The organism is Micromonospora sp. NBC_00421, assembly GCF_036017915.1.
Classification (GTDB): domain Bacteria; phylum Actinomycetota; class Actinomycetes; order Mycobacteriales; family Micromonosporaceae; genus Micromonospora.
In genome coordinates this window covers 4,818,098-4,840,469 of the sequence record NZ_CP107929.1, presented here as the reverse complement: position 1 = coordinate 4,840,469, position 22,372 = coordinate 4,818,098, and the positions used below count along the sequence as shown (strand labels likewise).

Annotated in this window: 23 protein-coding genes; 14 read left to right on the top strand and 9 right to left on the bottom strand. The window is 72.2% G+C overall.

What is annotated here, in order from left to right; translation table 11 throughout:
• Positions 1-66: 66 nt before the first annotated feature.
• Positions 67-1,077 (bottom strand): hypothetical protein, encoded by a 1,011-nt coding sequence (locus OHQ87_RS20275; RefSeq protein WP_328340094.1) that lies wholly within the window; start codon positions 1,075-1,077, stop codon positions 67-69.
• Positions 1,078-1,160: 83 nt separating this feature from the next.
• Between OHQ87_RS20275 and OHQ87_RS20270 the strand changes: the two genes are divergently transcribed.
• On the top strand, positions 1,161-2,201 hold the full coding sequence (locus tag OHQ87_RS20270) for a S66 family peptidase (protein ID WP_328340092.1): 1,041 nt from the start codon (positions 1,161-1,163) through the stop codon (positions 2,199-2,201).
• Here OHQ87_RS20270 and OHQ87_RS20265 read toward each other — a convergent pair.
• Positions 2,195-2,419, bottom strand: coding sequence for a FadR/GntR family transcriptional regulator (locus tag OHQ87_RS20265; RefSeq protein WP_328340090.1), 225 nt, complete (start codon positions 2,417-2,419; stop codon positions 2,195-2,197). The genes OHQ87_RS20270 and OHQ87_RS20265 overlap by 7 nt on opposite strands.
• 207 nt (positions 2,420-2,626) lie before the next feature.
• Here OHQ87_RS20265 and OHQ87_RS20260 point away from each other — a divergent pair, with 207 nt between their 5' ends.
• Positions 2,627-2,935 carry a hypothetical protein gene (locus tag OHQ87_RS20260; protein ID WP_328340088.1) on the top strand — a complete coding sequence of 103 codons (309 nt, stop codon included), beginning with the start codon at positions 2,627-2,629 and terminating at the stop codon, positions 2,933-2,935.
• 51 nt (positions 2,936-2,986) lie between these two features.
• Here the strand turns inward: OHQ87_RS20260 and OHQ87_RS20255 are convergent, their stop codons facing one another.
• Both OHQ87_RS20255 and OHQ87_RS20250 read right to left on the bottom strand, forming a co-directional pair.
• Entirely contained in the window at positions 2,987-3,895 is a 909-nt protein-coding gene (locus tag OHQ87_RS20255) for a cyclase family protein (protein ID WP_328340087.1), read from the bottom strand.
• Between the two features lie 279 nt (positions 3,896-4,174).
• Positions 4,175-5,083, bottom strand: a complete 909-nt coding sequence (locus OHQ87_RS20250; RefSeq protein WP_328340085.1) for a helix-turn-helix domain-containing protein — start codon at positions 5,081-5,083, stop codon at positions 4,175-4,177.
• A gap of 134 nt (positions 5,084-5,217) precedes the next feature.
• Here OHQ87_RS20250 and mfd point away from each other — a divergent pair, with 134 nt between their 5' ends.
• The 3 genes from mfd to OHQ87_RS20235 all read left to right on the top strand — a co-directional run bounded on the left by mfd (position 5,218) and on the right by OHQ87_RS20235 (position 10,757).
• The gene (mfd, locus tag OHQ87_RS20245) at positions 5,218-8,856 is read left to right on the top strand and encodes a transcription-repair coupling factor (RefSeq protein ID WP_328340083.1); all 3,639 of its coding nucleotides are present in this window, start codon (positions 5,218-5,220) and stop codon (positions 8,854-8,856) included.
• Between the two features lie 129 nt (positions 8,857-8,985).
• Positions 8,986-9,771: a hypothetical protein gene (locus tag OHQ87_RS20240; protein WP_328340081.1), complete on the top strand. Its 786-nt coding sequence runs from the start codon at positions 8,986-8,988 to the stop codon at positions 9,769-9,771.
• A 2-nt stretch (positions 9,772-9,773) separates the two neighbouring features.
• Entirely contained in the window at positions 9,774-10,757 is a 984-nt protein-coding gene (locus OHQ87_RS20235) for a nucleoside triphosphate pyrophosphohydrolase (protein ID WP_328340078.1), read from the top strand.
• Between the two features lie 22 nt (positions 10,758-10,779).
• Here the strand turns inward: OHQ87_RS20235 and OHQ87_RS20230 are convergent, their stop codons facing one another.
• The 3 genes from OHQ87_RS20230 to OHQ87_RS20220 all read right to left on the bottom strand — a co-directional run bounded on the left by OHQ87_RS20230 (position 10,780) and on the right by OHQ87_RS20220 (position 12,189).
• Positions 10,780-10,968, bottom strand: coding sequence for a DUF397 domain-containing protein (locus OHQ87_RS20230; protein WP_328340076.1), 189 nt, complete (start codon positions 10,966-10,968; stop codon positions 10,780-10,782).
• A gap of 241 nt (positions 10,969-11,209) precedes the next feature.
• Positions 11,210-11,398: a DUF397 domain-containing protein gene (locus OHQ87_RS20225; RefSeq protein ID WP_328340074.1), complete on the bottom strand. Its 189-nt coding sequence runs from the start codon at positions 11,396-11,398 to the stop codon at positions 11,210-11,212.
• Positions 11,389-12,189: a helix-turn-helix domain-containing protein gene (locus tag OHQ87_RS20220; protein WP_328340072.1), complete on the bottom strand. Its 801-nt coding sequence runs from the start codon at positions 12,187-12,189 to the stop codon at positions 11,389-11,391. The genes OHQ87_RS20225 and OHQ87_RS20220 overlap by 10 nt, the downstream gene beginning before the upstream one ends.
• A 495-nt stretch (positions 12,190-12,684) precedes the next feature.
• Here OHQ87_RS20220 and OHQ87_RS20215 point away from each other — a divergent pair, with 495 nt between their 5' ends.
• The 4 genes from OHQ87_RS20215 (at position 12,685) to OHQ87_RS20200 (ending at position 16,064) form a co-directional block, all read left to right on the top strand.
• Entirely contained in the window at positions 12,685-12,939 is a 255-nt protein-coding gene (locus tag OHQ87_RS20215) for a flavin reductase (RefSeq protein WP_328340070.1), read from the top strand.
• Positions 12,940-13,090: 151 nt separating this feature from the next.
• On the top strand, positions 13,091-13,585 hold the full coding sequence (locus OHQ87_RS20210) for a hypothetical protein (RefSeq protein ID WP_328340068.1): 495 nt from the start codon (positions 13,091-13,093) through the stop codon (positions 13,583-13,585).
• Between the two features lie 15 nt (positions 13,586-13,600).
• Positions 13,601-14,371, top strand: coding sequence for a phosphotransferase family protein (locus OHQ87_RS20205; RefSeq protein ID WP_328348926.1), 771 nt, complete (start codon positions 13,601-13,603; stop codon positions 14,369-14,371).
• 73 nt (positions 14,372-14,444) lie between these two features.
• Complete coding sequence (locus OHQ87_RS20200; RefSeq protein WP_328340066.1) at positions 14,445-16,064, top strand: DUF885 domain-containing protein; 1,620 nt, start codon at positions 14,445-14,447, stop codon at positions 16,062-16,064.
• 67 nt (positions 16,065-16,131) lie between these two features.
• On the opposite strand, the gene OHQ87_RS20195 is transcribed toward OHQ87_RS20200, so the two are convergent.
• Positions 16,132-17,082, bottom strand: a complete 951-nt coding sequence (locus tag OHQ87_RS20195; protein WP_328340064.1) for an NAD(+) diphosphatase — start codon at positions 17,080-17,082, stop codon at positions 16,132-16,134.
• Positions 17,079-17,771: a hypothetical protein gene (locus OHQ87_RS20190; RefSeq protein ID WP_328340061.1), complete on the bottom strand. Its 693-nt coding sequence runs from the start codon at positions 17,769-17,771 to the stop codon at positions 17,079-17,081. The genes OHQ87_RS20195 and OHQ87_RS20190 overlap by 4 nt, the downstream gene beginning before the upstream one ends.
• 220 nt (positions 17,772-17,991) lie before the next feature.
• Here OHQ87_RS20190 and eno point away from each other — a divergent pair, with 220 nt between their 5' ends.
• Genes eno through OHQ87_RS20165 form a run of 5 tightly spaced genes read left to right on the top strand, consistent with a single transcriptional unit; the run spans position 17,992 to position 22,330 of the window.
• The gene (gene eno, locus OHQ87_RS20185) at positions 17,992-19,275 is read left to right on the top strand and encodes a phosphopyruvate hydratase (RefSeq protein WP_328340059.1); all 1,284 of its coding nucleotides are present in this window, start codon (positions 17,992-17,994) and stop codon (positions 19,273-19,275) included.
• A gap of 31 nt (positions 19,276-19,306) precedes the next feature.
• Complete coding sequence (locus tag OHQ87_RS20180) at positions 19,307-19,921, top strand: septum formation initiator family protein (protein WP_328340057.1); 615 nt, start codon at positions 19,307-19,309, stop codon at positions 19,919-19,921.
• A 34-nt stretch (positions 19,922-19,955) separates the two neighbouring features.
• On the top strand, positions 19,956-20,513 hold the full coding sequence (locus tag OHQ87_RS20175) for a DUF501 domain-containing protein (RefSeq protein ID WP_328340055.1): 558 nt from the start codon (positions 19,956-19,958) through the stop codon (positions 20,511-20,513).
• 1 nt (position 20,514) lies between these two features.
• On the top strand, positions 20,515-21,021 hold the full coding sequence (locus OHQ87_RS20170; protein WP_328340054.1) for an amino-acid N-acetyltransferase: 507 nt from the start codon (positions 20,515-20,517) through the stop codon (positions 21,019-21,021).
• A 46-nt stretch (positions 21,022-21,067) separates the two neighbouring features.
• Positions 21,068-22,330 (top strand): hypothetical protein, encoded by a 1,263-nt coding sequence (locus tag OHQ87_RS20165; RefSeq protein ID WP_328340052.1) that lies wholly within the window; start codon positions 21,068-21,070, stop codon positions 22,328-22,330.
• Positions 22,331-22,372 lie beyond the last annotated feature (42 nt).

Below are 22,372 nucleotides of genomic sequence, written 5' to 3'. Positions count from 1 at the left end.
TATCCGCGCGGCCCGGTCCGGAAGGAAGGGGTTCGGTGTGTCACGTTCCCCACGGTCGACGCGTCCTCACCGGGCCGCCCGCGCCGAACCGGCCCGTCGGCTGCGGAACAGGGCGGCGGTGAGCAGGCCGAACACCCCGAGGGCGGCCCAGAGCAGCAGCCCTGCCAGCGGCCACCGGGTGGACCGCCAGTCGAAGTAGACCACCGACTTGAGTAGGTCGGTGGCGAGGCCGGGGACGTTCCAGCGGTGCATGCCGCGTAGCGCGGCGGGCAGGAACTCCGGGGCGTAGATGCCGCCGGAACCGGGGTTGCCGAGCACCACCAGCAGGAGGATCACCAGCCCGGTGCCGAGCAGCCCCAGCCAGCCCTGCACCGCGGCGGCCACCATCGCGGCGGTGAAGACGGTGAGTACGCCGACCGCCGCCACCGCGACCAGGTCGTGGTCCCAGACGCCGAGCACCGGGCCGACAAGCACCGCGCCGATGGTCCCGAGCAGCACCGCGTGCACCGCCAGCGAGCCGATCCGCAACCCGGCCCGGCGCAGCCCGCGTGGGGCGGTGCCGAGCGAGACGCCGAGCGCGGTCGAGGCCAGGTAGCCGCCGAGCACCAGCCCCACGGCCAGGTAGAACGGCACCAGGCCGCGCGGGTCGTCGGGCGAGACGGGCACCTGGTCGGTGACGGTCAGCGGCAGTCGGGCCTGCTGGGCGGCCGGGGTGAGGACCTGGGTGACCAGTTCGGTGGCGGCCGGGGCGGAGGCGCTGGCGGTGGCCAGGGTGAGCGTGCCGTCGGGGGCCGAGGTCAGCACTGCGTACACCTGGCGGGCGGTGAGCGCGTCGTCGGCCGCGCCGGGGCTGTCGTACCCGACGGGTTCGATGGTGTCGGTGCGGGCGCGCACGGCGGTCAGCAGCGCCTGGGCGCGCTGGTCGCCGGTCACCACCCCGACCGGCACGTCCCGGGGGTGCGGCTGGTGCAGCGCGCCGACGTAGGCGGCGATGAACGCGGTGGCCAGCGCCAGTGTGCCGACCAGCAGCGCCACCGTGCGGGGCAGCCAGTCCCGGGTACGCGGCTCGTCTTCCACCGGCCAAGCCTATGGCCCGTAATGCCCGGCCTGAGGGGTTTCGTCGGGTGAAATCCGCTGGTGGTGGGCGGTAGGTTCCGGTCGTGGCGTCTCCCGCGTACCCCATCAAGCCGAAGCCGGGCGACCGGGTCGCGGTGGTCTCACCCTCCGCCGGTCTGCCGGCACTCTTCCCGCACGTGTACGAGCTGGGCCTGCGCCGGCTCCGCGAGGAGTTCGGCCTGGAGCCGGTGGAGTATCCGACCACCCGGCAGTCCCGGGCCGCCCCCCGGGACCGGGCGCGTGACCTGACCGCCGCCTTCGCCGACCCGACGATCAACGCCGTGCTCGCCACCGTCGGCGGGGACGACCTGATCACCGTCACCCCGCACCTGGACGACGCGGTGCTGCGGGCCAACCCGAAGCCGTACTTCGGCTACTCGGACAACACCAACGTCCTCAACCACCTCTACCGGCTGGGGATGGTGTCCTACCACGGCGGCTCGGTGCTGGTGCACCTCGGCCGACCCGGCGCACCGCACCCGCTGACCTTCGACTCGCTGCGCGCCGCCCTGTTCACCTCCGACTGGTACGAGCTGACCCCCGCGCCGGAGTGGGGTGACGAGCCGGGCGACTGGCGGGATCCCGCCTCGCTGACCCGGGAACCGGTGATGTTCCCCGGCACCGGCTGGCGCTGGCAGGGGCCGTCGACAGTGGTGCGGGGCCGCACCTGGGGTGGCTGCCTGGAGATCCTGCACTGGCTGATGGCCGCCGACCGGGTCCCGTCGGCCGCCGAACTGGCCGGCTCGGTGCTCGTCGTCGAGACCTCCAACGAACTCCCCGACGCCCGGGAGGTGTTCCGGATGCTGCGCAACATGGGGGAGCGGGGGCTGCTCGGCGGGTTCCCGGCGATCGTGGTCGGCCGCCCGAAGGCGTGGGACTTCGCCCGTCCGTTGCCGCTGGCCGACCGGTTGGCCTGGGCCGCCGCCCAGCGGGCCGCCGTCACCCGGGCGCTGGCCGCCTACCACCCGGATCCGGTGGTGGTCTTCGACGTCGACCTGGGTCACACCGACCCGCAGTTGATCATCCCGTACGGCGGGGAGATCGTGGTCGACGCGATCGAACGCCGAATTATGGTGCGCTACTGAGCGCCTGGGTCCCGGACGTAGACGCCCTCGCCCTGTCTTCCCTCGATCAGCCCTTCGGCCTTGAGGATGAGCAGGGCGGTTCGGACCGAGCCGTAGGAGACGCCATATGTCTCGATGAGGCCCTTGGTCGTGGGTAGCTGATCACCCGGTCTCAGCTTTCCGGCGTGGATCTGATCGCGGATGGCTGACGCCACCTGCTCGTATTTAGGCGTGTTCATGGTGTCTCCCTGGCTCGCAGAGCCAAGTAGATCACCACAAGTTGACAGCGTCTATAACGTCGACAGTGTCGACAATGTCGACGCTCAGCTATAAACTGACTTCGCTCACCTGGCTCGCAACCGGTTGAGCATCACCAACAGGGCGGCCCGGGGTGGAGCTGGCACTCCGCTCCCCGGGCCTTGACCAGGAAAGGACGACCCTGGCCCATGAGTAACCTACCGAACCCCGTTCATCCACCTTGGTGTCTGCCCGGCCCCACCTGCGCCGGGTCGAACGATCTGCACCTGTCCCGGCTCATCGGCACGGCCGTCCGGGGCGACGAGGTGATCCAGGTCAGGGTCGGCCTGTGGCGGATGGACGTCGGTCCGACCCCGCCGTCCGGCCTGTTGCTGGAGCTCTCCGCCGGCTCCGACGTCGAACGGTGGCCGATCGACCTGGCGCAGTCGCGTGCGTTGGCCCACCTGTCCCGACGGCTGGTGAGCCGGCTAGATCCGGGCACGGCCCGAGCCGCCTGAGCGCCTACCGACCCGCCACGATCGACGCCGGATCGGCGAGTAGGCGGCTGTTCAATCGTCGATCGTGGCGAAGGCACGGACCGGGAAGGTGCCCATGCCGGCCACCCGGGGCGGGGCGGCGGTGAACCGGAAACCGGTCGGGGGCAGCGCGTCCAGGCCGGTCAGGTGCTCCACGATCGGGATGCCGGCGGCCAGCAACGCGCTGTGCGTCGGCCGTTCACCGGCGGCGGCCGGGCTCATGTCGTCGATGTTGATCGAGTCGATGCCGACCAGGGCGGCACCCGCCTCGACCAGCCACTGCGCGCCGGCCCCGGTCAGGTAGGGAGCGTCGGGGGCCGGGTACCGGTCGGTGCCGAAGTGCACGTCCCAACCCGTGTGCAGCAGCACCGCGCGCCCGGCCACCTCGTACGGGGCCAGCAGCAGCGGGTCCACCGCGCGGGTGCCGGCCGGCACCCGGACCAGCACCCCGGGCAGGTCGGCGAGGCGGTCCAGCGGCACGCCGGCCAGGTCGGCCCCGTCGGCCCAGCGGTGGGCGGGGGCGTCCAGATAGGTGCCGGTGTTGGCGATCATGTCGATCCGGGCGACGTGGAACTCGACGCCCGGGGCGTAGTTCGCCCGGGACGCCTCCCTGGTCAGCCAGTCGGTGATCCTCGGGACGGGCCAGCCGGGCAGGGTGGTCATCCCGTCGGTGACCAGGTGGCTCAACTCGACCAGCCGCCGCCGACCGGTGGCGGTGGCCACGCCCCGGCCGCCCTGGTGCGCTTCCTCGATGATCGTCTTTCCGCTGATCCGCACCTCGGCCACCATGAGCAGCCCGAGGTGCCGGACCAGGAGGGTGGCAAGGGCGTCGTCCGTGATGTCCGGGTCGGGGATGTCCAGCCGGAAACCCTCGGTCCGCAACCCGCCACCGTTGGCGAAGGTGATCTCCGCGTCGAACTGCGCCCGGTGCTGCCTCGTCATGGCTTCACCGCACCATGCCCGGCGTACCCGGTCAAGATCCGTCCGACGGCCCGGCGTGGGCGGAGAAGGGCGAAGGTGCCGTGCAGGGGGCTGCACGGCACCTTCGGGGTTGCCACGAGGTGGGCCACCCGGGGCCCGGCGGGGGGGGTGTCGGGCCCCCCCGAGCGGGCCCGCGTGCCCCCGTCCGGCCGCCTATCCGGCGACCGTTCCGGGCTGACGCGATCAATCCTCGCCTTCGGAGTGGCCTTCGTTCTTGTAAAAATGTGCTCGGATGGGCGGTCAGTCGGCGGCCGGTCGCTTCGGGACGAGCAGCTTGCGCAGTCTGGCCGGCGGATGGCCGACCTGCTCCCGGACCACCCGGGTCAGGTGCGCCTGGTCGGTGAAGCCGTAGTCGCTGGCCAGCCGGCCCAGCGGCGGACCATCCGGCTCGGCGAGGGTGTCCAGCACCGCCCGGACCCGGAGTCGGTTCCGGTAGGCGGTGAGGCTGCTGCCGGTGACCCGCTGGAAGACCCGGCTGAGGTGGTGCGGCGAGGCACCCACCGCACGGGCGACCTCGGCCAGGCCCAGGGTGAAGTCCGAGGTGGCCAGCACCTCGCGGGCCCGGTCGGCGAGGTGCCGGTGAGCGGCCATGGTCGCCGGTCGCCGCCGTACCGCGCGGTCGATCTCGGCCCCTTCGTCGTCCCCGGCCAGGGCGCTGTGCTGGAGCAAGCGGCCGAGGAACCGGTGCAGCCGCTCGGCCATCTCGAACCGGTCCAGCCCGCGCAGGGACTCCGCCACCAGCAACCGGTGCGCCAGGTCCAGGGAGGCGTCCGAGTGGCCGTCCCAGCCGGACCGGTCGAGCCAGCGGTCCCCGTCCGGCCGGTCCGCCAGCACCTCCGGGTCGATCTCCAGGCTGGTGAACGAGTCACCGCAGCCGTACGGGTGCGCCGCCGCCTGCTCGTCACCGGGCCGGGTGATCACTACCGAGGTGGGGTCGACGAGCACCGAGCGGCCGTTGATCCGGTAGTGGGACGCGCCGGAGCGGCCCAGCACCACCCTGTACCTGTCGTCGGTGACGGTCTCCGACCAGTCGTGGTTCTCGACCATGCACTGGCCCTGGTAGACGAGGATCCCGTCCGGGTGGCCGAGCACCCGCCAGCGGGCGGGCGTGGTCTTGCGGCGCGGATCGCTGCCGGTTCCCTCGGGCATCAGGTTCCCCCCAGGTGCTCGCCGATCAGCATGGCGGCCGATCGTCTCCCGTAAGAGATAGTGTCGAATCCGTAGACCCCCCGTCCAGACCGGGCGCGGGGTGATCGTCGTGCCCGTCTCGGAGTTGATCTCGCATGCTCACCGGACTCTTCGCCGCCGCCCTGGCCGATCCAGGGCTGGCCCGGGCGCGTGACCTGGCCCGCTCCGGCGCGGCCCAGGTGGACGGCCTGGACCTGACCGCCCCGGCCGCGCTGCGCCCGTTCGCGGTCGCCGCGGTCGCCGTCGACGAGCCGGCCGGTGGGGCGGGACGACCGGTTCTCGCGGTGACCGCCACCAGCCGGGAGGCCGACGACCTCGCCTCCGCGCTGGGCAGCCTGCTCCCGCCGGAGCAGGTCGCGGTCTTCCCGTCCTGGGAGACGCTGCCGCACGAGCGGCTCTCGCCCCGCTCCGACACGGTCGGCCGACGGCTGGCCGTGCTGCGCCGGCTCGCGCATCCGGAGTCCGCCGACGCACACGGCCGCACCGGCCCGCTGCGGGTCGTGGTGGCACCCGTCCGGTCTCTGCTCCAACCACAGCTCAAGGGGCTCGGCGACCTGGAGCCGGTCCGGCTCGCCGCCGGCGAGGAGGCTGATCTCGAAGAGATCGCCAGGCAGCTGACCGACATGGCGTACGCGCGGGTGGACCTGGTCACCAAGCGCGGCGAGTACGCCGTCCGGGGCGGCATCCTGGACGTCTTCCCGCCCACCGACGAGCACCCGTCGCGGGTCGAGTTCTGGGGCGACGAGGTGGAGGAGATCCGCACCTTCGCCGTCGCCGACCAGCGGACCATCGAGGGCACGCCGATGCTCTGGGCGCCGCCCTGCCGGGAACTGCTGCTCACCCCGGGCGTGCGGAAGCGGGCCGCCGCGCTCGCCGGAGAGCACCCGGAGCTGGCCGAGATCCTCGACAAGCTGGCCGAGGGCATCCCGGTCGAGGGGATGGAGTCGCTGGTCCCGGCGCTGCTCGGCGACGAGAGCCTGGAACTGCTCGTGGACACCATGCCGGCCGGCACCCACGTGCTGCTCTGCGACCCGGAGCGGATCCGCACCCGGGCGCACGACCTGGTGCGTACCTCGGAGGAATTTCTCCAGGCGAGCTGGGCCGCGGCCGCCGTCGGCGGCCAGGCCCCGGTGGACCTCGGCGCCGCCGCCTTCAAGTCCCTGGCCGAGGTACGCGCCACCGCCCGCGCCCGGCGTCAGCCCTGGTGGACGCTCGCCCCGTTCGGGCTGGTCGAGGCGGACGCCGCCACCCCCGCCCGGCAACCCTGGGAGGACGCACCGGCCGAGGTGGACGTCACCCCCGACGACGCGATCGCGGTGAGCCTGGCCGCCCAGCCCGCCCCGCTCTACCACGGCGAGACCGACCGAGTGGTGGACGACGTCAGGCGCTGGACCGGCGAGGGCTGGTCGGTCGCGCTGGTCTTCGAGGGGCACGGCCCCGCCCAGCGGGCCGTCGAGGTGCTCCGCGACGCGGGCCTGGGCGCCCGGTTCACCGAGCAGGTGCCGGCCGCGCCGGCACCCGGCGAGGTGCTGGTCTCCTGCGGCTGCCTGACCGCCGGCTTCGTCGACGAGGCGTCGCGGTTCGTGCTGCTCACCGGCAACGACGTCAGCGGTGGCCGGGGCACCTCCACCCGGGACATGCGCAAGATGCCGAGCCGGCGGCGCAACACCATCGACCCGCTCGAGCTGAAGGCCGGCGACTTCGTCGTGCACGAGCAGCACGGCATCGGCCGGTACGTCGAGCTGGTGCAGCGCACCGTCAACGGCGCGTCCCGGGAGTACCTGGTCATCGAGTACGCGGCGAGCAAGCGCGGCCAGCCCGGTGACCGGCTCTTCGTCCCCACCGACCAGCTCGACCAGCTGTCCCGGTACGTCGGCGGTGAGCAGCCCACCCTGCACAAGATGGGCGGCTCGGACTGGCAGAAGTCCAAGGCCCGCGCCCGCAAGGCGGTCCGCGAGATCGCCGCCCAGCTCATCCAGCTCTACGCCGCCCGGAAGGCGTCCAAGGGGCATGCGTTCGCCCCGGACAGCCCGTGGCAGCGGGAGCTGGAGGACGCCTTCCCCTGGCAGGAGACGCCCGACCAGTTGGCCGCCATCGAGGAGGTCAAGCGGGACATGGAGCAGACCGTCCCGATGGACCGGCTGATCTGCGGCGACGTCGGGTACGGCAAGACCGAGATCGCGGTACGCGCGGCGTTCAAGGCGGTGCAGGACGGCAAGCAGGTGGCCGTGCTGGTGCCGACTACGTTGCTGGTGCAGCAGCACTACAACACGTTCGCCGAGCGGATGAACCAGTTCCCGGTGACCATCCGGCAGCTCTCCCGCTTCCAGACCGCCAAGGAGAGCGAGCGGACGCTGGAGATGGTCGCCGACGGCACCGTCGACATCGTCATCGGCACCCACCGGCTGCTCCAGACGGCCACCCGGTTCAAGCAACTCGGCATGGTGGTCATCGACGAGGAGCAGCGCTTCGGGGTCGAGCACAAGGAACACCTGAAGACGCTGCGCGCCTCGGTCGACGTGCTGAGCATGTCGGCCACCCCGATCCCGCGGACGCTGGAGATGGCGATCACCGGCATCCGGGAGATGTCGACGATCGCCACCCCGCCCGAGGAGCGGCACCCGGTGCTGACCTTCGTCGGGTCGTACGACGACCGGCAGGTGGCCGCGTCCATCCACCGTGAGCTGCTCCGCGACGGGCAGGTCTTCTACCTGCACAACCGGGTCGAGTCGATCGACCGGACCGCCCGGAAGCTGCGCGAGCTGGTGCCCGAGGCGCGGGTGGCGGTGGCGCACGGGCAGATGGGCGAGGAGGCGCTGGAGAAGGTGATGGTCGGCTTCTGGGAGAAGGAGTTCGACGTGCTGGTCTGCACCACCATCGTGGAGTCCGGCATCGACATCCCGAACGCCAACACGTTGATCGTGGAGCGGGCCGACCTGCTCGGCCTGGCCCAGTTGCACCAGATCCGGGGTCGGGTGGGCCGGGGCCGTGAGCGGGCGTACGCGTACTTCCTCTATCCGCCGGAGAAGCCGCTCACCGAGCACGCCCACGAGCGGCTGGCCACCATCGCCCAGCACACCGAGCTGGGCGCGGGCATGTACGTGGCGATGAAGGACCTGGAGATCCGGGGCGCCGGCAACCTGCTCGGCGGTGAGCAGTCCGGGCACATCGAGGGCGTCGGTTTCGACCTGTACGTCCGGATGGTCGGCGAGGCGGTGTCGGCGTTCAAGGGCGAGAGCACCGAGGAGGAGACCGACGTCCGCATCGACCTCCCGATCGACGCGCACCTGCCGCTCGACTACGTCGGGGTGGAACGGCTGCGCCTCGAGATGTACCGCAAGCTCGCCGAGGCGCGCGACGACGAGCGGCTGCGCGAGGTGGTGGCCGAGATGACCGACCGGTACGGCGAGCCGCCCGCCCCGGTGCAGAACCTGGTCGCGGTGGCCCGGTTCCGGCTGCTGGCCCGCCGCTACGGCCTGACCGACGTCAGCATGCAGGGCAAGCACCTGCGGTTCGGGCCGCTGCCGCTGCCCGACTCGAAGCAGTTGCGGCTCAAGCGCTACCACCCGGACTCGGTCTACAAGCCGGCCACCGACCAGGTCAGCGTGCCCCGGCCGAGCACCCGCCGGATCGGCGGCGAGCCGTTGCGGGACCAGGCGCTGCTGGAGTGGTGCGCCCAACTCCTCTCCGACGTCCTCGGCGAGCCGGCCGCACTCGCCGGAGCGCGGGCATGACCGGGCTGCCGCCCGCCGGACGGCACGGCGCGTGGGCGCGCGTACCGAATGGCGCGGAGCGCGGGGTGGGGCCGCAGGTCGCGGTGGGCGGCGTCACCGTACACAGGCAGGCATGAGAGAGTGACAGTCATGCGTGCACGCCGTCTCATCGCCGCCGCCAGCGTCGCGGCCCTGGGTGTCCTCTCCCTCTCCGCCTGCGGCAAGGCATCTCCGGATGTGGCCGCATACATCGGCGACAGTCGCTACTCGGTCGCCCGGGTGGACGCGATCTACACCGACGCCCAGACGAAGTACGCCGAGGCGGTGCGCCAGGGCGCGACCCAGTCCGGCCAGACCCCCGGCCCCGAGCAGCTGCGCGCCGGGGTGACCCGGCAGGACGTGGTGAACCTGCTGGTCAGCATCGACCTGGGCAAGCGGGTCGCGGCGGAGAAGAACCTCCAGGTGCCCGACCAGATCACCCCCGACCAGTTGGCCGAGCAGCTCCAGATGCCGCCGCAGGCCGAGTTCGCCAAGCTCTGGGGCGAGTGGGCGGACCTGTTCGCCGTACTCAGTCAGCAGCTGCCGCCGGCCGACCTGAGCGACGAGTCGGTGATGGCGGTCTACCACGCGATCGAGAAGACCGGTGGCATCGAGCCGGGCCTGTCGGTGGCCGAGGTGCGGAAGCTCTTCGGTGACGGCGGTTTCGTCCGCAGCGCCTCCGCGTTGAGCGCCGCGCTGGAGGAGCAGGCCGACAAGACCAACGTCGAGGTCAACCCCCGGTACCGGCCGCTCGGCGTACCCGCCTGGGTCAACAAGGGCCAGGAACTGGTCTTCTACGCGCTGCCGTACATCGACGCGAGCGGCCCGGTGACCGACGTGTCGACCCCCGAGCCGGTCGGCAGCCCGACCCCGGCGCAGGGGCCGGCGGCCTCCTGAGCATGTCCGACCGGATCGTCCTGCTGGTCAGCTCGCCCCGGTTGCCGGCCGGTCTGCTGACCGTCGCCGCCTGGGACGTGCTCCGTAGCGCACCGGTGCTCACCGGCGCGGAGAGTGCACAGGTCATGGCGGTACGCGCGGCGGGCGTCGAGGTCACCGTCGTGTCCGCCGGGGCCACCGACGCGCTGCTCGACGCGGCGGCGGCCCACGGTACGGCGGTCTGGCTGGCCGGTCCGGCCGGTGACGAGACCCTGGCCCGGGAGCTGGGCCTGCGGCTGGCCCGACAGCCGGGGCTGGCCGAGCTGGAGCTGATGTACGGCTCGTGGGATCCGCCCGGGGCCCGGTTGCTCGACGCGGTCGAGGTGATGGACCGGCTCGCCTCACCGGGCGGTGACCCGTGGAAGCGGGCGCAGACCCACCGTAGCCTCGCCGGTTTCCTGATCGAGGAGTGCTACGAGGCGTACGACGCGATAAGCGACGGCGACACCGACGCGCTCCGCGAGGAGTTGGGCGACGTGCTGCTCCAGGTGTTGTTGCACGCCCGCCTGGCGGAGGACCTGCCCGAGGGTGAGCGGTGGAACGTCGACGACGTGGCCGGCACCCTGGTCGACAAGATGGTCCGCCGCAACCCGCACGTCTTCGCCGGTGCCGAGGCGGGTTCCCTGGCGGAGATCGAGGCGAACTGGGAGCGGATCAAGCAGGCCGAGAAGGCCCGCGCGTCGGTCCTCGACGGCATCGCGCTGAGCCAGCCCGCCCTGTCCCTGGCCGCCAAGATCCTCGACCGGGCCGGCCGGGCCGGGCTGACCGTCCCCCTGCCGTCCCCCGACGCCGAGCCCGACCCGGAGTCGCGCCTCGGTGCCACGATGCTCGCCATGGTGGCCGAGGCCCGCCGGGCCGGCCTGGACCCGGAGGCCGCGCTCCGCCACGCCACCCTGACCCACGCCACCGCCCTGCGCACCGCCGAACCCCCTCCGCGCGATGGCTGAGGGGCCGCTCGTACGGGTTGTGTCAGGACTGCTTGGCGAAGCCGACGAACGCCTTCCAGGCCGCAGGCTCGAAGGCCAGGGCCGGGCCGGAAGGGTCCTTGCTGTCGCGGACGGCCACGATGCCGGCAAGGTTGTCGGCCACCTCCACGCAGTCGCCACCACCGGTGCCGCTGCGGGTGCTCTTGTGCCAGATCGCGCCGGTCAGGTCCATGTCTCTGCTGCCTCCGGGATCAACGTGACGGTGGCCCTTCGGGCATAGCCGTTGCTCGCCCAGACTCCCAGGTCTGCCGCAGAGAGTGTACGTCTGCTGCCCGCTCGACGAGCGTTCCGTGTAGCTGGTTGTCCAGGTAAGCGATGTCGTCGCCCTCCACCAGACCCGGGGCTTGACGCGCACACGAAGCGGCCCCCTCAGCGCGGTGTCATGGGGCTGAGGGGGCCGCTCGTACGTGGTGTCAGGACTGCTTGGCGAAGCCGATGAACGCCTGCCAGGTAGCCGGCTCGAAGGCCAGGGCCGGGCCGGAAGGGTCCTTGCTGTCGCGGACGGCCACGATGCCGGGAAGGTTGTCCGCCACCTCGATGCAGTCACCGGAGTTGCCGCTGCTCCGCGTGCTCTTGTGCCAGATCGCGCCGGTCAGGTCCATGACTCTGCTTCCTCCGAGATCAACTTGAGGGTGGCCCCTTTGGGCATTGCCTCTGCTCGCACAGACTCCCAGGTCTGCCGCAGAGAGTGTACGTATGCTGCCCGCTCGACGATGGTTCCCTGTAGTTGGTTGTCCAGGTAAGCGATGTCGTCACCCTCTGCGGGGGTGGCGATGACGAAGGCGCCGTTCAGCCCGTGATACGCCCCCGTGCCCTTCGGAATCAGGTGAAGGTGGACTCTCGGCTGCTGCGCCACTTCCTGGAGGTGGAGCAACTGCTCGCGCATCACCTTCTGGCCACCGATCGGGCGCTCCAGGGCGGTGTAGTCGAGCACCGCCACGAACAGGGGCGGGCTGTCCCGATGAAGGATCTCCTGCCGGGCCAGTCGGGCGACGACCTGCTGCTCCATGGCATCCCCGACCAGGTGACTCGCCCCCTCGTGCAGGGCCCGCGCGTACGCCTCGGTCTGGAGCAGGCCGGGCAGCACCAGCGGCTGGAACGAGCACAGCGCGGTCGCCTCCTGCTCGATCGTGACCCACTCGCGGAACCACGGCATCAGGCTTTCCTTGATCAGGGCGTCCCGGATCCGACTGAGCAGGCCGTCCGCCTGGAGGGCTTCGTCGCAGCGCTCGGCGAACTCCTCGCGCGGTGGCCGGCGGCACTGCTCGACGGCGGCGACCAGTGAGGCCGAGTAGTTGATCTGCTCGCCCAGCGCCTCTTGAGACAGTCCGGCCTTGACTCGCAGGCGGCGCAGCTCACCGGCGAACAACTCCAGCATGGGCGGGCTTTCCATCTGCACACTCCTGCACGTGAAGGTGGCCGAGCTGCACACCTGGGCCGGTGCAGCGTGTGTGGCTTCCGAGCGTAGTGGTGTCCTCACCAGACTGTCATTCAGGCGGGTCAGCTCCGACAGGACAGCGTTGGGGCCGGCTTCGCGGTGGGGCCGCTCCCGTCCAGGGGGAGGGGAGCGGCCCCCTTCCAATTCCAAGGGAGGTCGAGATGATCCGCACGATCAGGCGGTGGATGGCCAGGAAGACTCCGCCCTGCCGGGCGATCGGGTCGGTCCGCCCACCCTGGGCTTACCAGCCCACCATGTTGGTTCCCTCGGTGCGGACCTCCGAGCAACCCCTGATGACCTTGGCTGGGGAGTGGCGCGCGAACGGGGGCCGTTGGTGACCGTCAGGACCGATGCGGAGGGGCCGGAGCCGTACGGGATCGTCAAGCGGTTCCTGTGGTTCCTGGACCTGACCAACGACGAGGCGCGTGCCAGCGCCGCGACGGTGCGGTGATGGCGGTGGTCCGCCCGCCCGTCCCGCACGTCGCCATGCGCCCGCTGTGGCGTTGCCGCAACTGCGGCAGGGAGTGGCCCTGCCAGCCGGCCAAGCTCGCGTTGCTCACCGAGTATCGGGAGAACCGGACCGCCCTGCTTGTCTACCTCGGCACCCTGATGCAGGAGGCGACGAGTCAGCTCACCCAGCTCAACCCCGACCGGCGCGCGGACATGGCAGACCGCTTCCTCGCCTGGGCGCGAGCCCGAGGATGAGGGCCATGCCGAGGGTGCGGGGACCTCCGCATCAACCTCGCCGCGAGTCACCCGCACTTCATGATCGCTTCACCGATGGACAGACACGCGGGCACCGGCCCGTACATGGTGCGAACCAGCACCGCTGACTGCACAGGTGCAAGGAGAAGTCATGACTGTCACTGCCAGTGAACCGACCACGAACACGACCGCGCTCGATCCCCGAACCCTCGTCACGTCGGAGGTCTTCGGCAAGCTGGTCGACTACTTCGCCGCCGACCGGCACGTCACCCGCGCCTACGCGGAGCGGGCCGTCGAACAGTTCTGCGTGTTCCTCAAGGCGCACGCAGACAACGTCGGCAACCCGGACTTCGGGATGTCGCTGCCGGACGGGTCGGTCGGCCGTGTCGTGCCGACCCTTCCGGTCGACGCGGTGTGGCATTCCGTGTTGCAGCACACCGTGCCCTACGCCGCCGCCTGCGAGCAGATCGCCGGGGGTTTCGTCCACCACATCCCCATCCTGACCGAGGGGATGATGGACGGCACGGCTGTCACGTTCACGCTCGCGGCGCTGCACGCCACCGGGTACCGGGTCGACATGGAGTTCTGGCACGGTGAGGCGGAATCGTGCTGCCCGCCCGGGGAGCCGGACTTCAGCGGCAGGTAACAACGAGAGGTGGACATGCGCAGTGAGTGGATCGCCCTGCCCGATGCCGTGAGGGCGGCAGTTGCCGAACGAGTCGGCGGCATCATCGGCGCGTACCCGGCTCCGAGTGGTGACCACGCGGAGATCGCGTCGACCGTCATCGGCTCAACCGGCACGGTCTTCGTCAAGGCCGCCTCTTCGGGCCTGGGCGTTCGGTCACTGCGCTATGAACTGGCGGTAACCAAGGTCATCGGTAGTCATCCGCCCACGATCCTGTGGGACTTCGAGTCCGACGGCTGGTTGGTGGTGGGGGCCGAGCGCCTTGACGGTCCCCACCCCGACCTGTCGCCCGGTAGCCGTGATCTCGATGCGTTCGCCTTGACGCTGAAGGAGCTTCAGGAGGCCCCAGCCCCGGGCGTGCCGCTGTTCACTCCGCAGGGGCGGCTCGGCTTCGCGCATCCGGCGATGGACGGCGACTCACTCGTGCACTCCGACCTCAACGCGGCCAATCTGATCCTGACGTCGGACGGACTTCGGATCGTCGATTGGGCGTACGCGACCAAGGCGGCACCGTGGGTCGAGCTGGCGTTGCTCGTCCCGTGGCTGATCGGCAACGGCCACACCCCGGCCCAGGCGGAGGACTGGCTGGCCCAGTTTCCCGCCTGGGCCGGCGCCGACCGCGAGGTCCTGGACGACTTCGCATCGAGAAACGCCTCGAAGTGGGCTGCCAAGTCACGCCAGGGCACCGATCGCTGGGTGCACGATCTCGCGGCCTGGACCGACGAATGGGCGGCCCACCGGGCGTAGAACGCGACGAGCGGGCCAGCCTGATCGTCGTTGGCCCGCTCCGGGCTACCCCGGGGGTGGGTAGGGTCAGCGGATGTCCTCCTTCGTGCCCCTCGCCGAGCGGATCGTCGACGCCCTGCTGGAGAGCCGCCCCGGGCTCGCCACCTCCGCCGGTGACCACCGGTACGACGACCGGTTGCCGGATCTCTCCGCCGAGGCGGTGCAGGCCGACCAGGTGATGCTGCGGGAGGCCGCGGACGCGCTCGCCGAGGTCGACGCGGATGCGCTCGACATCGACGAGCAGGTCGACCACGCGTTGCTCAGCGCCCTGGTCGACCGGGAGTTGTTCGAGTCGACCGAGATCCGGGCGTACGAGTGGGACCCGCTGCGGCACAATCCCGGCCCCCTGCTGCACGCCCTGCTCGCCCGCCCGTACGCCCCGGTGGAGGAGCGGTTGGCCCATCTGGTCGGGCGGTTGACGGCCGTACCCGATGCGTTGGCGACCGCGCGGGCGACGCTGCGGGATATGCCCCGGATCCATGCCGAGACGGCGGTCGGGCAGTTCGCCGGCACCGCCGCGCTGATCCGTGACGAGGTGCCGGTGCTGCTCGCCCAGGCTCCCGCGCTGCGCGACACGGTGGGGCCGGCGGCGACGGCGGCGATCGCCGAGCTTGACGAGTTCGTCGGCTGGCTGCGCGCCGGGCTGGCCGCCGACGCCGGGCCGGGGCGTGACCCCCGGCTGGGCCGCCGCCGCTGGGAGGCCCGGCTCTGGCACACCCTCGACACCGAGCTGGGCGCGGCCGAGGTGCAGCGCCGGGCATGGGACAACCTGGACCGCGTCACCGCCGAGATCCGCGTCGCGGCCGTCGAGCTGGTCGGTGGCCCGGCCGACGACGAGACGGTACGCCGCGCGCTGGACCTGCTCGCCGCCGAGCACCCCGACGACCACTCCATCGTGGACCTCGCCTCGGTCACCCTCGACGAGGCCGCCGACTTCGTCCGGGCGCACGACCTGGTCAGCCTGGTCGAGGACCCATGTGTGATCCAGGAGATGCCGCAGTTCGCCAGGGGTGTCGCGGTGGCATACTGCGACCCGCCCGGCCCGCTGGAAACGGCGGGCCTGCCCACCTTCTACTGCATCGCGCCCACCCCGGCGGACTGGCCGGCGCACCGGGTCGAGTCGTTCTACCGGGAGTACAACGACCACATGATCCGCAACCTGACGGTGCACGAGGCGATGCCGGGGCACTTCCTCCAGCTCGCCCACGCCCGCCGGTACGCCGGCCCCACCCGGGTCCGGGCGCTGACCGAGTCGGGGGTGTTCATCGAGGGCTGGGCGGTCTACGCCGAGGAGCTGATGGCCGGCCTCGGCTTCGGCGGCCTGCCGGTCCGGTTGCAGCAGCTCAAGATGCAGCTACGGATGACCATCAACGCGTTGCTCGACCAGTTGGTGCACTGCGACGGGATGACCGAGGCGGACGCGCTGGCACTGATGACCGGGCGCGGTTTCCAGGAGGAGGGCGAGGCCGCCGGCAAGTGGCGGCGGGCGCTGCTGACCTCCACCCAGCTCTCCACCTACTTCGTCGGCTACACCGAGTTGGCAGACATCGCCGGCTCCCGCCCGGCCGGGGTGTCGTTGCGGGACTGGCACGACGCGATGCTCGCCCACGACTGCCCACCCCCGCGCCACCTGCGCACCCTGCTCGGCAGCTGAACCGTCCGGGTTCGCCGGTCGCAAGCCGGGTCGCGCGTGTTCCAGGCGCGCCGCCGGGCCATCCGGGTCAGGCCCGGCCGGCGACCGCGTCGATCAGCCAGCGGGAGATCGAGTACGCGGGCGGCAGCTCCGCAGGCAGGGCGTCCACCGGGAACCAGCGGGCCCTGACCAGTTCCCGCCCGTCCACCACCGGCTCGACGGTGGGGTCGGCGGCGGTGGCGGTGAAGCCGGCGAGCAGCACCCCCGGCCCGGAGATCGCCCAGGGTTGGCTGCCGAAGTAGTCGACCGTGTCGAGGTCCAGCCCGACCTCCTCGGTGACCTCCCGGCGGACCGCCGTCTCCAGCGACTCGCCTGCCTCGACGAAGCCGGCGACCAGCGCCCACAGCTCGGTCGGCCCGGACGCGTGCCGGACCAGCAGCAGCTCGGTGGGGCCGCCGGTCGGGCCGGGGCGGGTGATCGCGGCGAGCACCGCCGGGGAGAGCCGCAGCGGCACGTACAGGTCGCAGTCGGGGCAGCGCCGGGCGGTTTCTCCCGGCACGTCGGTGAGCGCCGCCCGGCAGGCCCCGCACCAGCGGTGGGTACGCCGCCAGGTGACCACGGCCACCGCCCGGCCGGCGAGCGTGGCTACCGGCTCGGGCAGCTCCGCGGCGAGCGCCCGCCAACTCCGCCACCGGCCGACCGGCCACCGGCCGCCTGTCGTCTCCCCGCCCCCGGCTGTGTCTCCGCCCCCGGTGCTGTCCCCGCCCCTGGTCGTCGCCCGGCCTCCGGCGGCCCGGCCCGGGTTGGCGGCCCGGCCCGGGTCGGCCGTCTCCGTGGTCCAGGCCGGTACGCCGTCGAGCGTGCCCAGCGGCACCCACCCGGTCTCCACCGGCAGGTCGCCGACCCGGGGCAGTCCGCCGTCGGGGGTGGTGAGCAGCCGGGCACCGGCCACCACCAGGCCCAGGTCGCCTGGCGCGGGCGACGGGTCGGCGGCACCGTCGGTGGCGGGCGTGGCACGTCCGGACGGGGGGACGGTCACGACGTCGCCGGTCGGCGGTCCGTCACTCCGGCGCCGGCCGGCAGGTCGAAGGCCGTGGCGGCCACCGAGTCGGTGTAGCGGTCCAGGGTCAGCTCGACCGGTCGGCCGTCGAGCACCCCGGTGAAGCTGCCGAGCACGCCCTCGCTTGTGACGCAGGCGTCGAAGTCGCCGGCGTCGCGGCGGACCTCGACGCAGCTCGCGTGGTGCCCGGTGATCGTGGTGTCGGTCTGCTTGACCTGGGCGCGCGGGTCCAGGGCGGCCTCGGTGAGCAGCCCGATGACCGCGGGCGGGGTGACCAGCCCGATCTTGCGGGCCTCGGTGAAGAGCGGGACGGCGGCCTTGCCGGACATCAGCACGGGTGGCACGACCGTGCAGGCGGTCCGCCCGGCGGTGGTCTCGCACCGGGTGATGGCCTGCTCGGAGACGGTGATCTTGCCGGCCGTCCAGGTGTACGCGGAGCGGGCCGGCTCCTTCTCCTGGGCGATGGTGATGGCCCGGTCGCCGGGGAGCCGGTACTCGGCGGTCCAGGTCCGGGCCAGTGACTCGTCGAGCCGGGCGGCGAGGTCGTTGACCAGATCGGACCGGCCGAGGGTGCGTCCGGCGTCGTCCAGGGTCTGACAGCCGGTGACGGTGAGCGACGCGATGACCGGCACGGCGAGCACGCGGAGGGTGGTCGAGACGGCGGGCATGGCGACCAGCGTGGTCGATCGGGTCCACCCGGCGCAAACCGGTTGCCGGTTGAGCGGTGAGAATCCGGGAATGTCCGTCTTGGTGGGCGGATCAGGGGTCGGCTACGTGTCCCCGGACGGCGTGGGTCCGGGCGCGGCCCGATACGCTGCGTTCAACATCTGCCTCAGCCGCACCGTCGCGGCCCATACCGGATTCGCACAACGAACGAGGAGCGACTCAGTGGCAACCATCGAGGGAATCGTCGCCCGGGAGATTCTCGACTCACGGGGCAACCCCACGGTCGAGGTCGAGGTAGGGCTGGACGACGGCACGATCGCCCGCGCCGCCGTACCCTCCGGCGCCTCCACCGGCGCCTTCGAGGCGGTCGAGCTGCGCGACGGTGACAAGGGCCGCTACCTGGGCAAGGGCGTCGAGAACGCGGTCACCAACATCGAGGACAAGATCGTCGACCAGCTCATCGGCTACGAGGCCAGCGAGCAGCGGCTGATCGACCAGAAGATGCTCGACCTCGACGGCTCGGACAACAAGGGCGAGCTGGGCGCGAACGCCATCCTCGGCGTTTCGCTGGCGGTGGCCAAGGCGGCGGCCGGCAGCGCCGAGCTGAGCCTGTTCCGCTACCTGGGCGGCCCGAACGCCCACCTGCTGCCGGTGCCGATGATGAACATCCTCAACGGTGGGGCGCACGCCGACTCGAACGTCGACGTCCAGGAGTTCATGATCGCCCCGATCGGGGCCCCCAGCTTCCGGGAGGCGCTGCGCTCCGGTGCCGAGGTCTACCACGCGCTGAAGTCGGTGCTGAAGAAGAAGGACCTCTCCACCGGCCTGGGTGACGAGGGTGGCTTCGCCCCCAACCTGCCCAGCAACGCCGCCGCGCTGGACCTGATCGCCGAGGCGGTCGAGAAGGCCGGCTACCGGCTGGGCACCGACATCGTCTTCGCCCTCGACGTGGCCGCCACCGAGTTCTTCGACGACGGCACCTACACCTTCGAGAGCACCGCCAAGAGCGCCGAGGAGATGAGCAACTACTACACCAAGCTCATCGGCGACTACCCGATCGTCTCCATCGAGGACCCGCTGGCCGAGGACGACTGGAGCGGCTGGGCGACCCTCACCGCCGCCGTCGGCGACCGGATCCAGATCGTCGGCGACGACCTGTTCGTGACCAACCCGCAGCGCATCGCCCGGGGCATCGCCGAGAGGTCCGCCAACGCGGTGCTGGTCAAGGTCAACCAGATCGGCTCGCTGACCGAGACCCTGGACGCCGTGGACCTGGCGCACCGGGCCGGCTTCAAGTGCATGATGAGCCACCGCTCCGGCGAGACCGAGGACACCACCATCGCCGACCTGGCCGTCGCCACCGGCTGCGGTCAGATCAAGACCGGTGCCCCGGCCCGTTCCGACCGGGTCGCCAAGTACAACCAGCTCCTGCGGATCGAGGAGGAGCTGGGCGACGCGGCGCGGTACGCCGGCGTCGGCGCGTTCCCGCGTTACCGTTCGGCCTGACCCAGGCGTACCTCGGGGGAGGGGTGTGACGATGCAGCAGCGCCGCACGCCGGGTGGTCAACGCCCGGCCCGCCGACCGACCGGTCGGCCGGGTGGCGCCCGGACACCGCTGCGCGACGGTGGGGTCCGCGCCGAGGCGCGGGCCACCACGGCCCGGTCGCGCAGCGCCGACGGGGTACGGTCGGCGAGCCGTCCGGCGGCGGCCCGCCGGACGGCTGCCGGTGGCACCATCCGACGGCTCACCGCACCCCACCCCCGACGGTTCACCGGCCGGGCCACCGTCCTGTTCGCGGTGCTGCTCGCGCTCGCCCTGGCGTACACCTATCCGGTCCGGGTCTATCTCGACCAGCAGGTCGACATCGAGCGGATGGAGGCCAGCCAGGCCGCCCAGCGCGAGGAGATCGCCGACCTGTCGGCCCAGGCGGCGAAGTGGCAGGACCCCGAATACATCAAGATCAAAGCGCGGGAACGGTTCTACATGGTGGCGCCGGGCGAGACCCCGGTGATCGTGCTCAACGACGTGGACGGCGCGGCCAGGGACGCCGCCGGTGGCCGGCCGTCGGGCCCCCCGAAGGCCCCCGACCCCTGGTACGACACCCTGTGGTCGAGCGTCCGGGCGGCGAACGGCGACGCCTCGGACCAGTGAGCAGCACCCGCGTACCGAACGAGAGATGGGCACCGTGACTGTCGTACCACCGCAGGAGCCGGCGGCGGACTCCGTACCCCCGCCGGAGCACGAGCCGGCCACCGAGGCCGACCTGGCCGCGGTGGCCGCGCAGCTCGGACGCCCACCCCGGGGCACCCGGGCGGTGGCCCACCGGTGCCCGTGCGGCCTGCCCGACGTGGTGCAGACGTCGCCCCGGCTGGCCGACGGCACCCCCTTCCCGACGCTGTTCTACCTGACCTGTCCCCGGGCGACGGCGGCGTGCAGCCGGCTGGAGTCGGCCGGGCTGATGAAGGAGATGGCCGAGCGGCTCGCCGAGGACCCGGAGTTGGCCGACCGGTACCGGGCCGCGCACGAGGACTACCTGGCCCGCCGGGCCGCGATCGGCGAGGTGCCGGAGATCGCCGGCATCTCCGCCGGCGGGATGCCCGGCCGGGTGAAGTGCCTGCACGTGCACCTGGGCCACGCGCTCGGTGCCGGGCCGGGGGTCAACCCGTTCGGCGACGAGACGCTCGCGCTGGTGGGGGAGTGGTGGGCCGCCGGGCCGTGCGTGGACCTGCCGGCGGCGCAGTGAGATGACCGACGAGATCGTGGTACGCCGGGCCCGCACCGGCGACGTACGCGGGATCCGTCGGCTGGTCGACACCTACACCGACGACCGGCGGCTGCTCAGCAAGGCCACCGTCACCCTCTACGAGGACGTGCAGGAGTTCCGGGTCGCGGTGGCCGGCGACGGTACGGTGGTCGGCTGCGGCGCGCTGCACGTGATGTGGGAGGACCTCGCGGAGATCCGCACCGTGGCGGTCGACCCGGTCTGCCGGGGGCGTCGGATCGGCCACCGGATCGTCACCGAGCTGATCGACGCCGCCCGGGAGCTGGGCATCGCCCGGATCTTCGTGCTCACCTTCGAGACGGCCTTCTTCGGCGCGTTCGGGTTCACCGAGATCGACGGCGCCCCGGTGCCGCAACCCGTCTACGAGCAGCTGCTGCGCTCCTACGACGAGGGTGTCGCCGAGTTCCTCAACCTGGAACGGGTCAAGCCGAACACCCTGGGCAACACCCGGATGCTACTGCGGCTGTAGGGCTGGCGGTCGGTCCGGCCTTGACCCGGCCCGCCATCCTGGGCCGGTGACGATCCTACGCCGGCTGGGCGCGGTGCTCGCCGCCCTGATCACCCTGTTCGCCCTGGTCGGCGTGGCCCGGTTGATCGCCCCGGCGACAGGTGGTGTCGACGGTCGGCCGCCCGGGGTGGACCGGCAGCTCAGCTACCTGCGGGCCGCGCTCGACGACGGTGCCGGCGAGGACGCCCAGGCGATGTTCCCGGAGGGCTGGTTCTTCGCCCACGCGCTGTACGGGCTGGCCCGGGTGGAGACCGGCCTGCGGCAGCCGGCCGAGGGGCGGGACGAGGCGCTGCGGGAGGCCCGGTGGGCGTTGGCCCGGCTGGAGTCGCCGGCCGGGACGGCCCCGTTCAGCCCCGACCTGACCCCGGCGTACGGCGTCTTCCACGCCGGCTGGACGAACTGGCTGCGCGGCGGGGTGCTCGCCCTGCAACCGGCGCAGCGACGTGACCCGGCCGAGGTGCGTCGGTTCGCCGAGGCGTCGGCCGCCCTGGCCGCCGCGTTCGACGCCTCGGCCACGCCGTACCTCGCCGCGTACCCGGGGCAGGCGTGGCCGGTGGACTCCACCGTCGCGGTGGCCTCGCTGCGGCTGCACGACCACCTGCTGCCGCCGCGTTTCGCCCCGACCACCCGGCGCTGGCTGGACGGGGTACGCCAGCGGCTGGACCCGCGTACCGGCCTACTGCCGCACCGGGTCGACCCGGGCACCGGTGCGCCGACCGAGGTGGCCCGGGGCACCTCGCAGAGCGTCATCCAGCGGTTCCTGCCGGAGATCGACCCGACCTTCGCCCGCGAGCAGTACCTGCGGTTCCGCGCCGGGTACGTGGTGTCGCCGCTGAGGCTCGGCCCGGCCGTCCGGGAGTATCCGCGTGGCCTGGACGGCCCGGGGGACGTCGACTCCGGGCCGCTGCCGCTCGGGGTGAGCTTCTCCGCCACCGTGGTGACGCTCGGCGCGGCCCAGGTGCAGGGCGACGACGCGCTGGCCGGGGCGCTCGCCAACTACGGCGAGCTGGTCGGTCTGCCGCTGGACACCCCGCACACCCGGCGGTACGCCTTCGGCCTGCTCCCGATCGGGGACGCCTTCCTGGCCTGGGCGAAGACCGCCCGTCCCTGGGTCTCCGCGCCGCCCGACGCACCACCGACGACGGTGCCCGGGTGGTGGCGTACGCCGCTGGTGGTGCTCCTGCTGCTGGCGGCTCTGCTGCCCTGGCTGCTCCGGGCGCGGGGGCGTCGCCGGCGCTCCCGGATCGCGGACCGGCCCGGCGGATCGTAGGAGCCGGTGCCGACGGCTGCCGTAGGGTTGCCGCCGTGACGA

Excerpts from the sequence above, each read along its gene's own strand:
- OHQ87_RS20170 (WP_328340054.1), top strand. The coding sequence starts at position 20,515 with ATGACCGACGAGATCGTGGTACGCCGGGCCCGCACCGGCGACGTACGC.
- OHQ87_RS20205 (WP_328348926.1), top strand. The coding sequence starts at position 13,601 with ATGCGCAGTGAGTGGATCGCCCTGCCCGATGCCGTGAGGGCGGCAGTT.
- mfd (WP_328340083.1), top strand. The coding sequence starts at position 5,218 with ATGCTCACCGGACTCTTCGCCGCCGCCCTGGCCGATCCAGGGCTGGCC.
- OHQ87_RS20265 (WP_328340090.1), bottom strand. The coding sequence starts at position 2,419 with ATGAACACGCCTAAATACGAGCAGGTGGCGTCAGCCATCCGCGATCAG.
- OHQ87_RS20255 (WP_328340087.1), bottom strand. The coding sequence starts at position 3,895 with ATGACGAGGCAGCACCGGGCGCAGTTCGACGCGGAGATCACCTTCGCC.
- OHQ87_RS20220 (WP_328340072.1), bottom strand. The coding sequence starts at position 12,189 with ATGGAAAGCCCGCCCATGCTGGAGTTGTTCGCCGGTGAGCTGCGCCGC.
- OHQ87_RS20230 (WP_328340076.1), bottom strand. The coding sequence starts at position 10,968 with ATGGACCTGACCGGCGCGATCTGGCACAAGAGCACCCGCAGCGGCACC.
- OHQ87_RS20215 (WP_328340070.1), top strand. The coding sequence starts at position 12,685 with ATGGCGGTGGTCCGCCCGCCCGTCCCGCACGTCGCCATGCGCCCGCTG.
- OHQ87_RS20250 (WP_328340085.1), bottom strand. The coding sequence starts at position 5,083 with ATGCCCGAGGGAACCGGCAGCGATCCGCGCCGCAAGACCACGCCCGCC.
- OHQ87_RS20200 (WP_328340066.1), top strand. The coding sequence starts at position 14,445 with ATGTCCTCCTTCGTGCCCCTCGCCGAGCGGATCGTCGACGCCCTGCTG.
- OHQ87_RS20210 (WP_328340068.1), top strand. The coding sequence starts at position 13,091 with ATGACTGTCACTGCCAGTGAACCGACCACGAACACGACCGCGCTCGAT.
- OHQ87_RS20260 (WP_328340088.1), top strand. The coding sequence starts at position 2,627 with ATGAGTAACCTACCGAACCCCGTTCATCCACCTTGGTGTCTGCCCGGC.
- OHQ87_RS20235 (WP_328340078.1), top strand. The coding sequence starts at position 9,774 with ATGTCCGACCGGATCGTCCTGCTGGTCAGCTCGCCCCGGTTGCCGGCC.
- OHQ87_RS20180 (WP_328340057.1), top strand. The coding sequence starts at position 19,307 with ATGCAGCAGCGCCGCACGCCGGGTGGTCAACGCCCGGCCCGCCGACCG.
- OHQ87_RS20240 (WP_328340081.1), top strand. The coding sequence starts at position 8,986 with ATGCGTGCACGCCGTCTCATCGCCGCCGCCAGCGTCGCGGCCCTGGGT.
- OHQ87_RS20190 (WP_328340061.1), bottom strand. The coding sequence starts at position 17,771 with ATGCCCGCCGTCTCGACCACCCTCCGCGTGCTCGCCGTGCCGGTCATC.
- OHQ87_RS20225 (WP_328340074.1), bottom strand. The coding sequence starts at position 11,398 with ATGGACCTGACCGGCGCGATCTGGCACAAGAGCACGCGGAGCAGCGGC.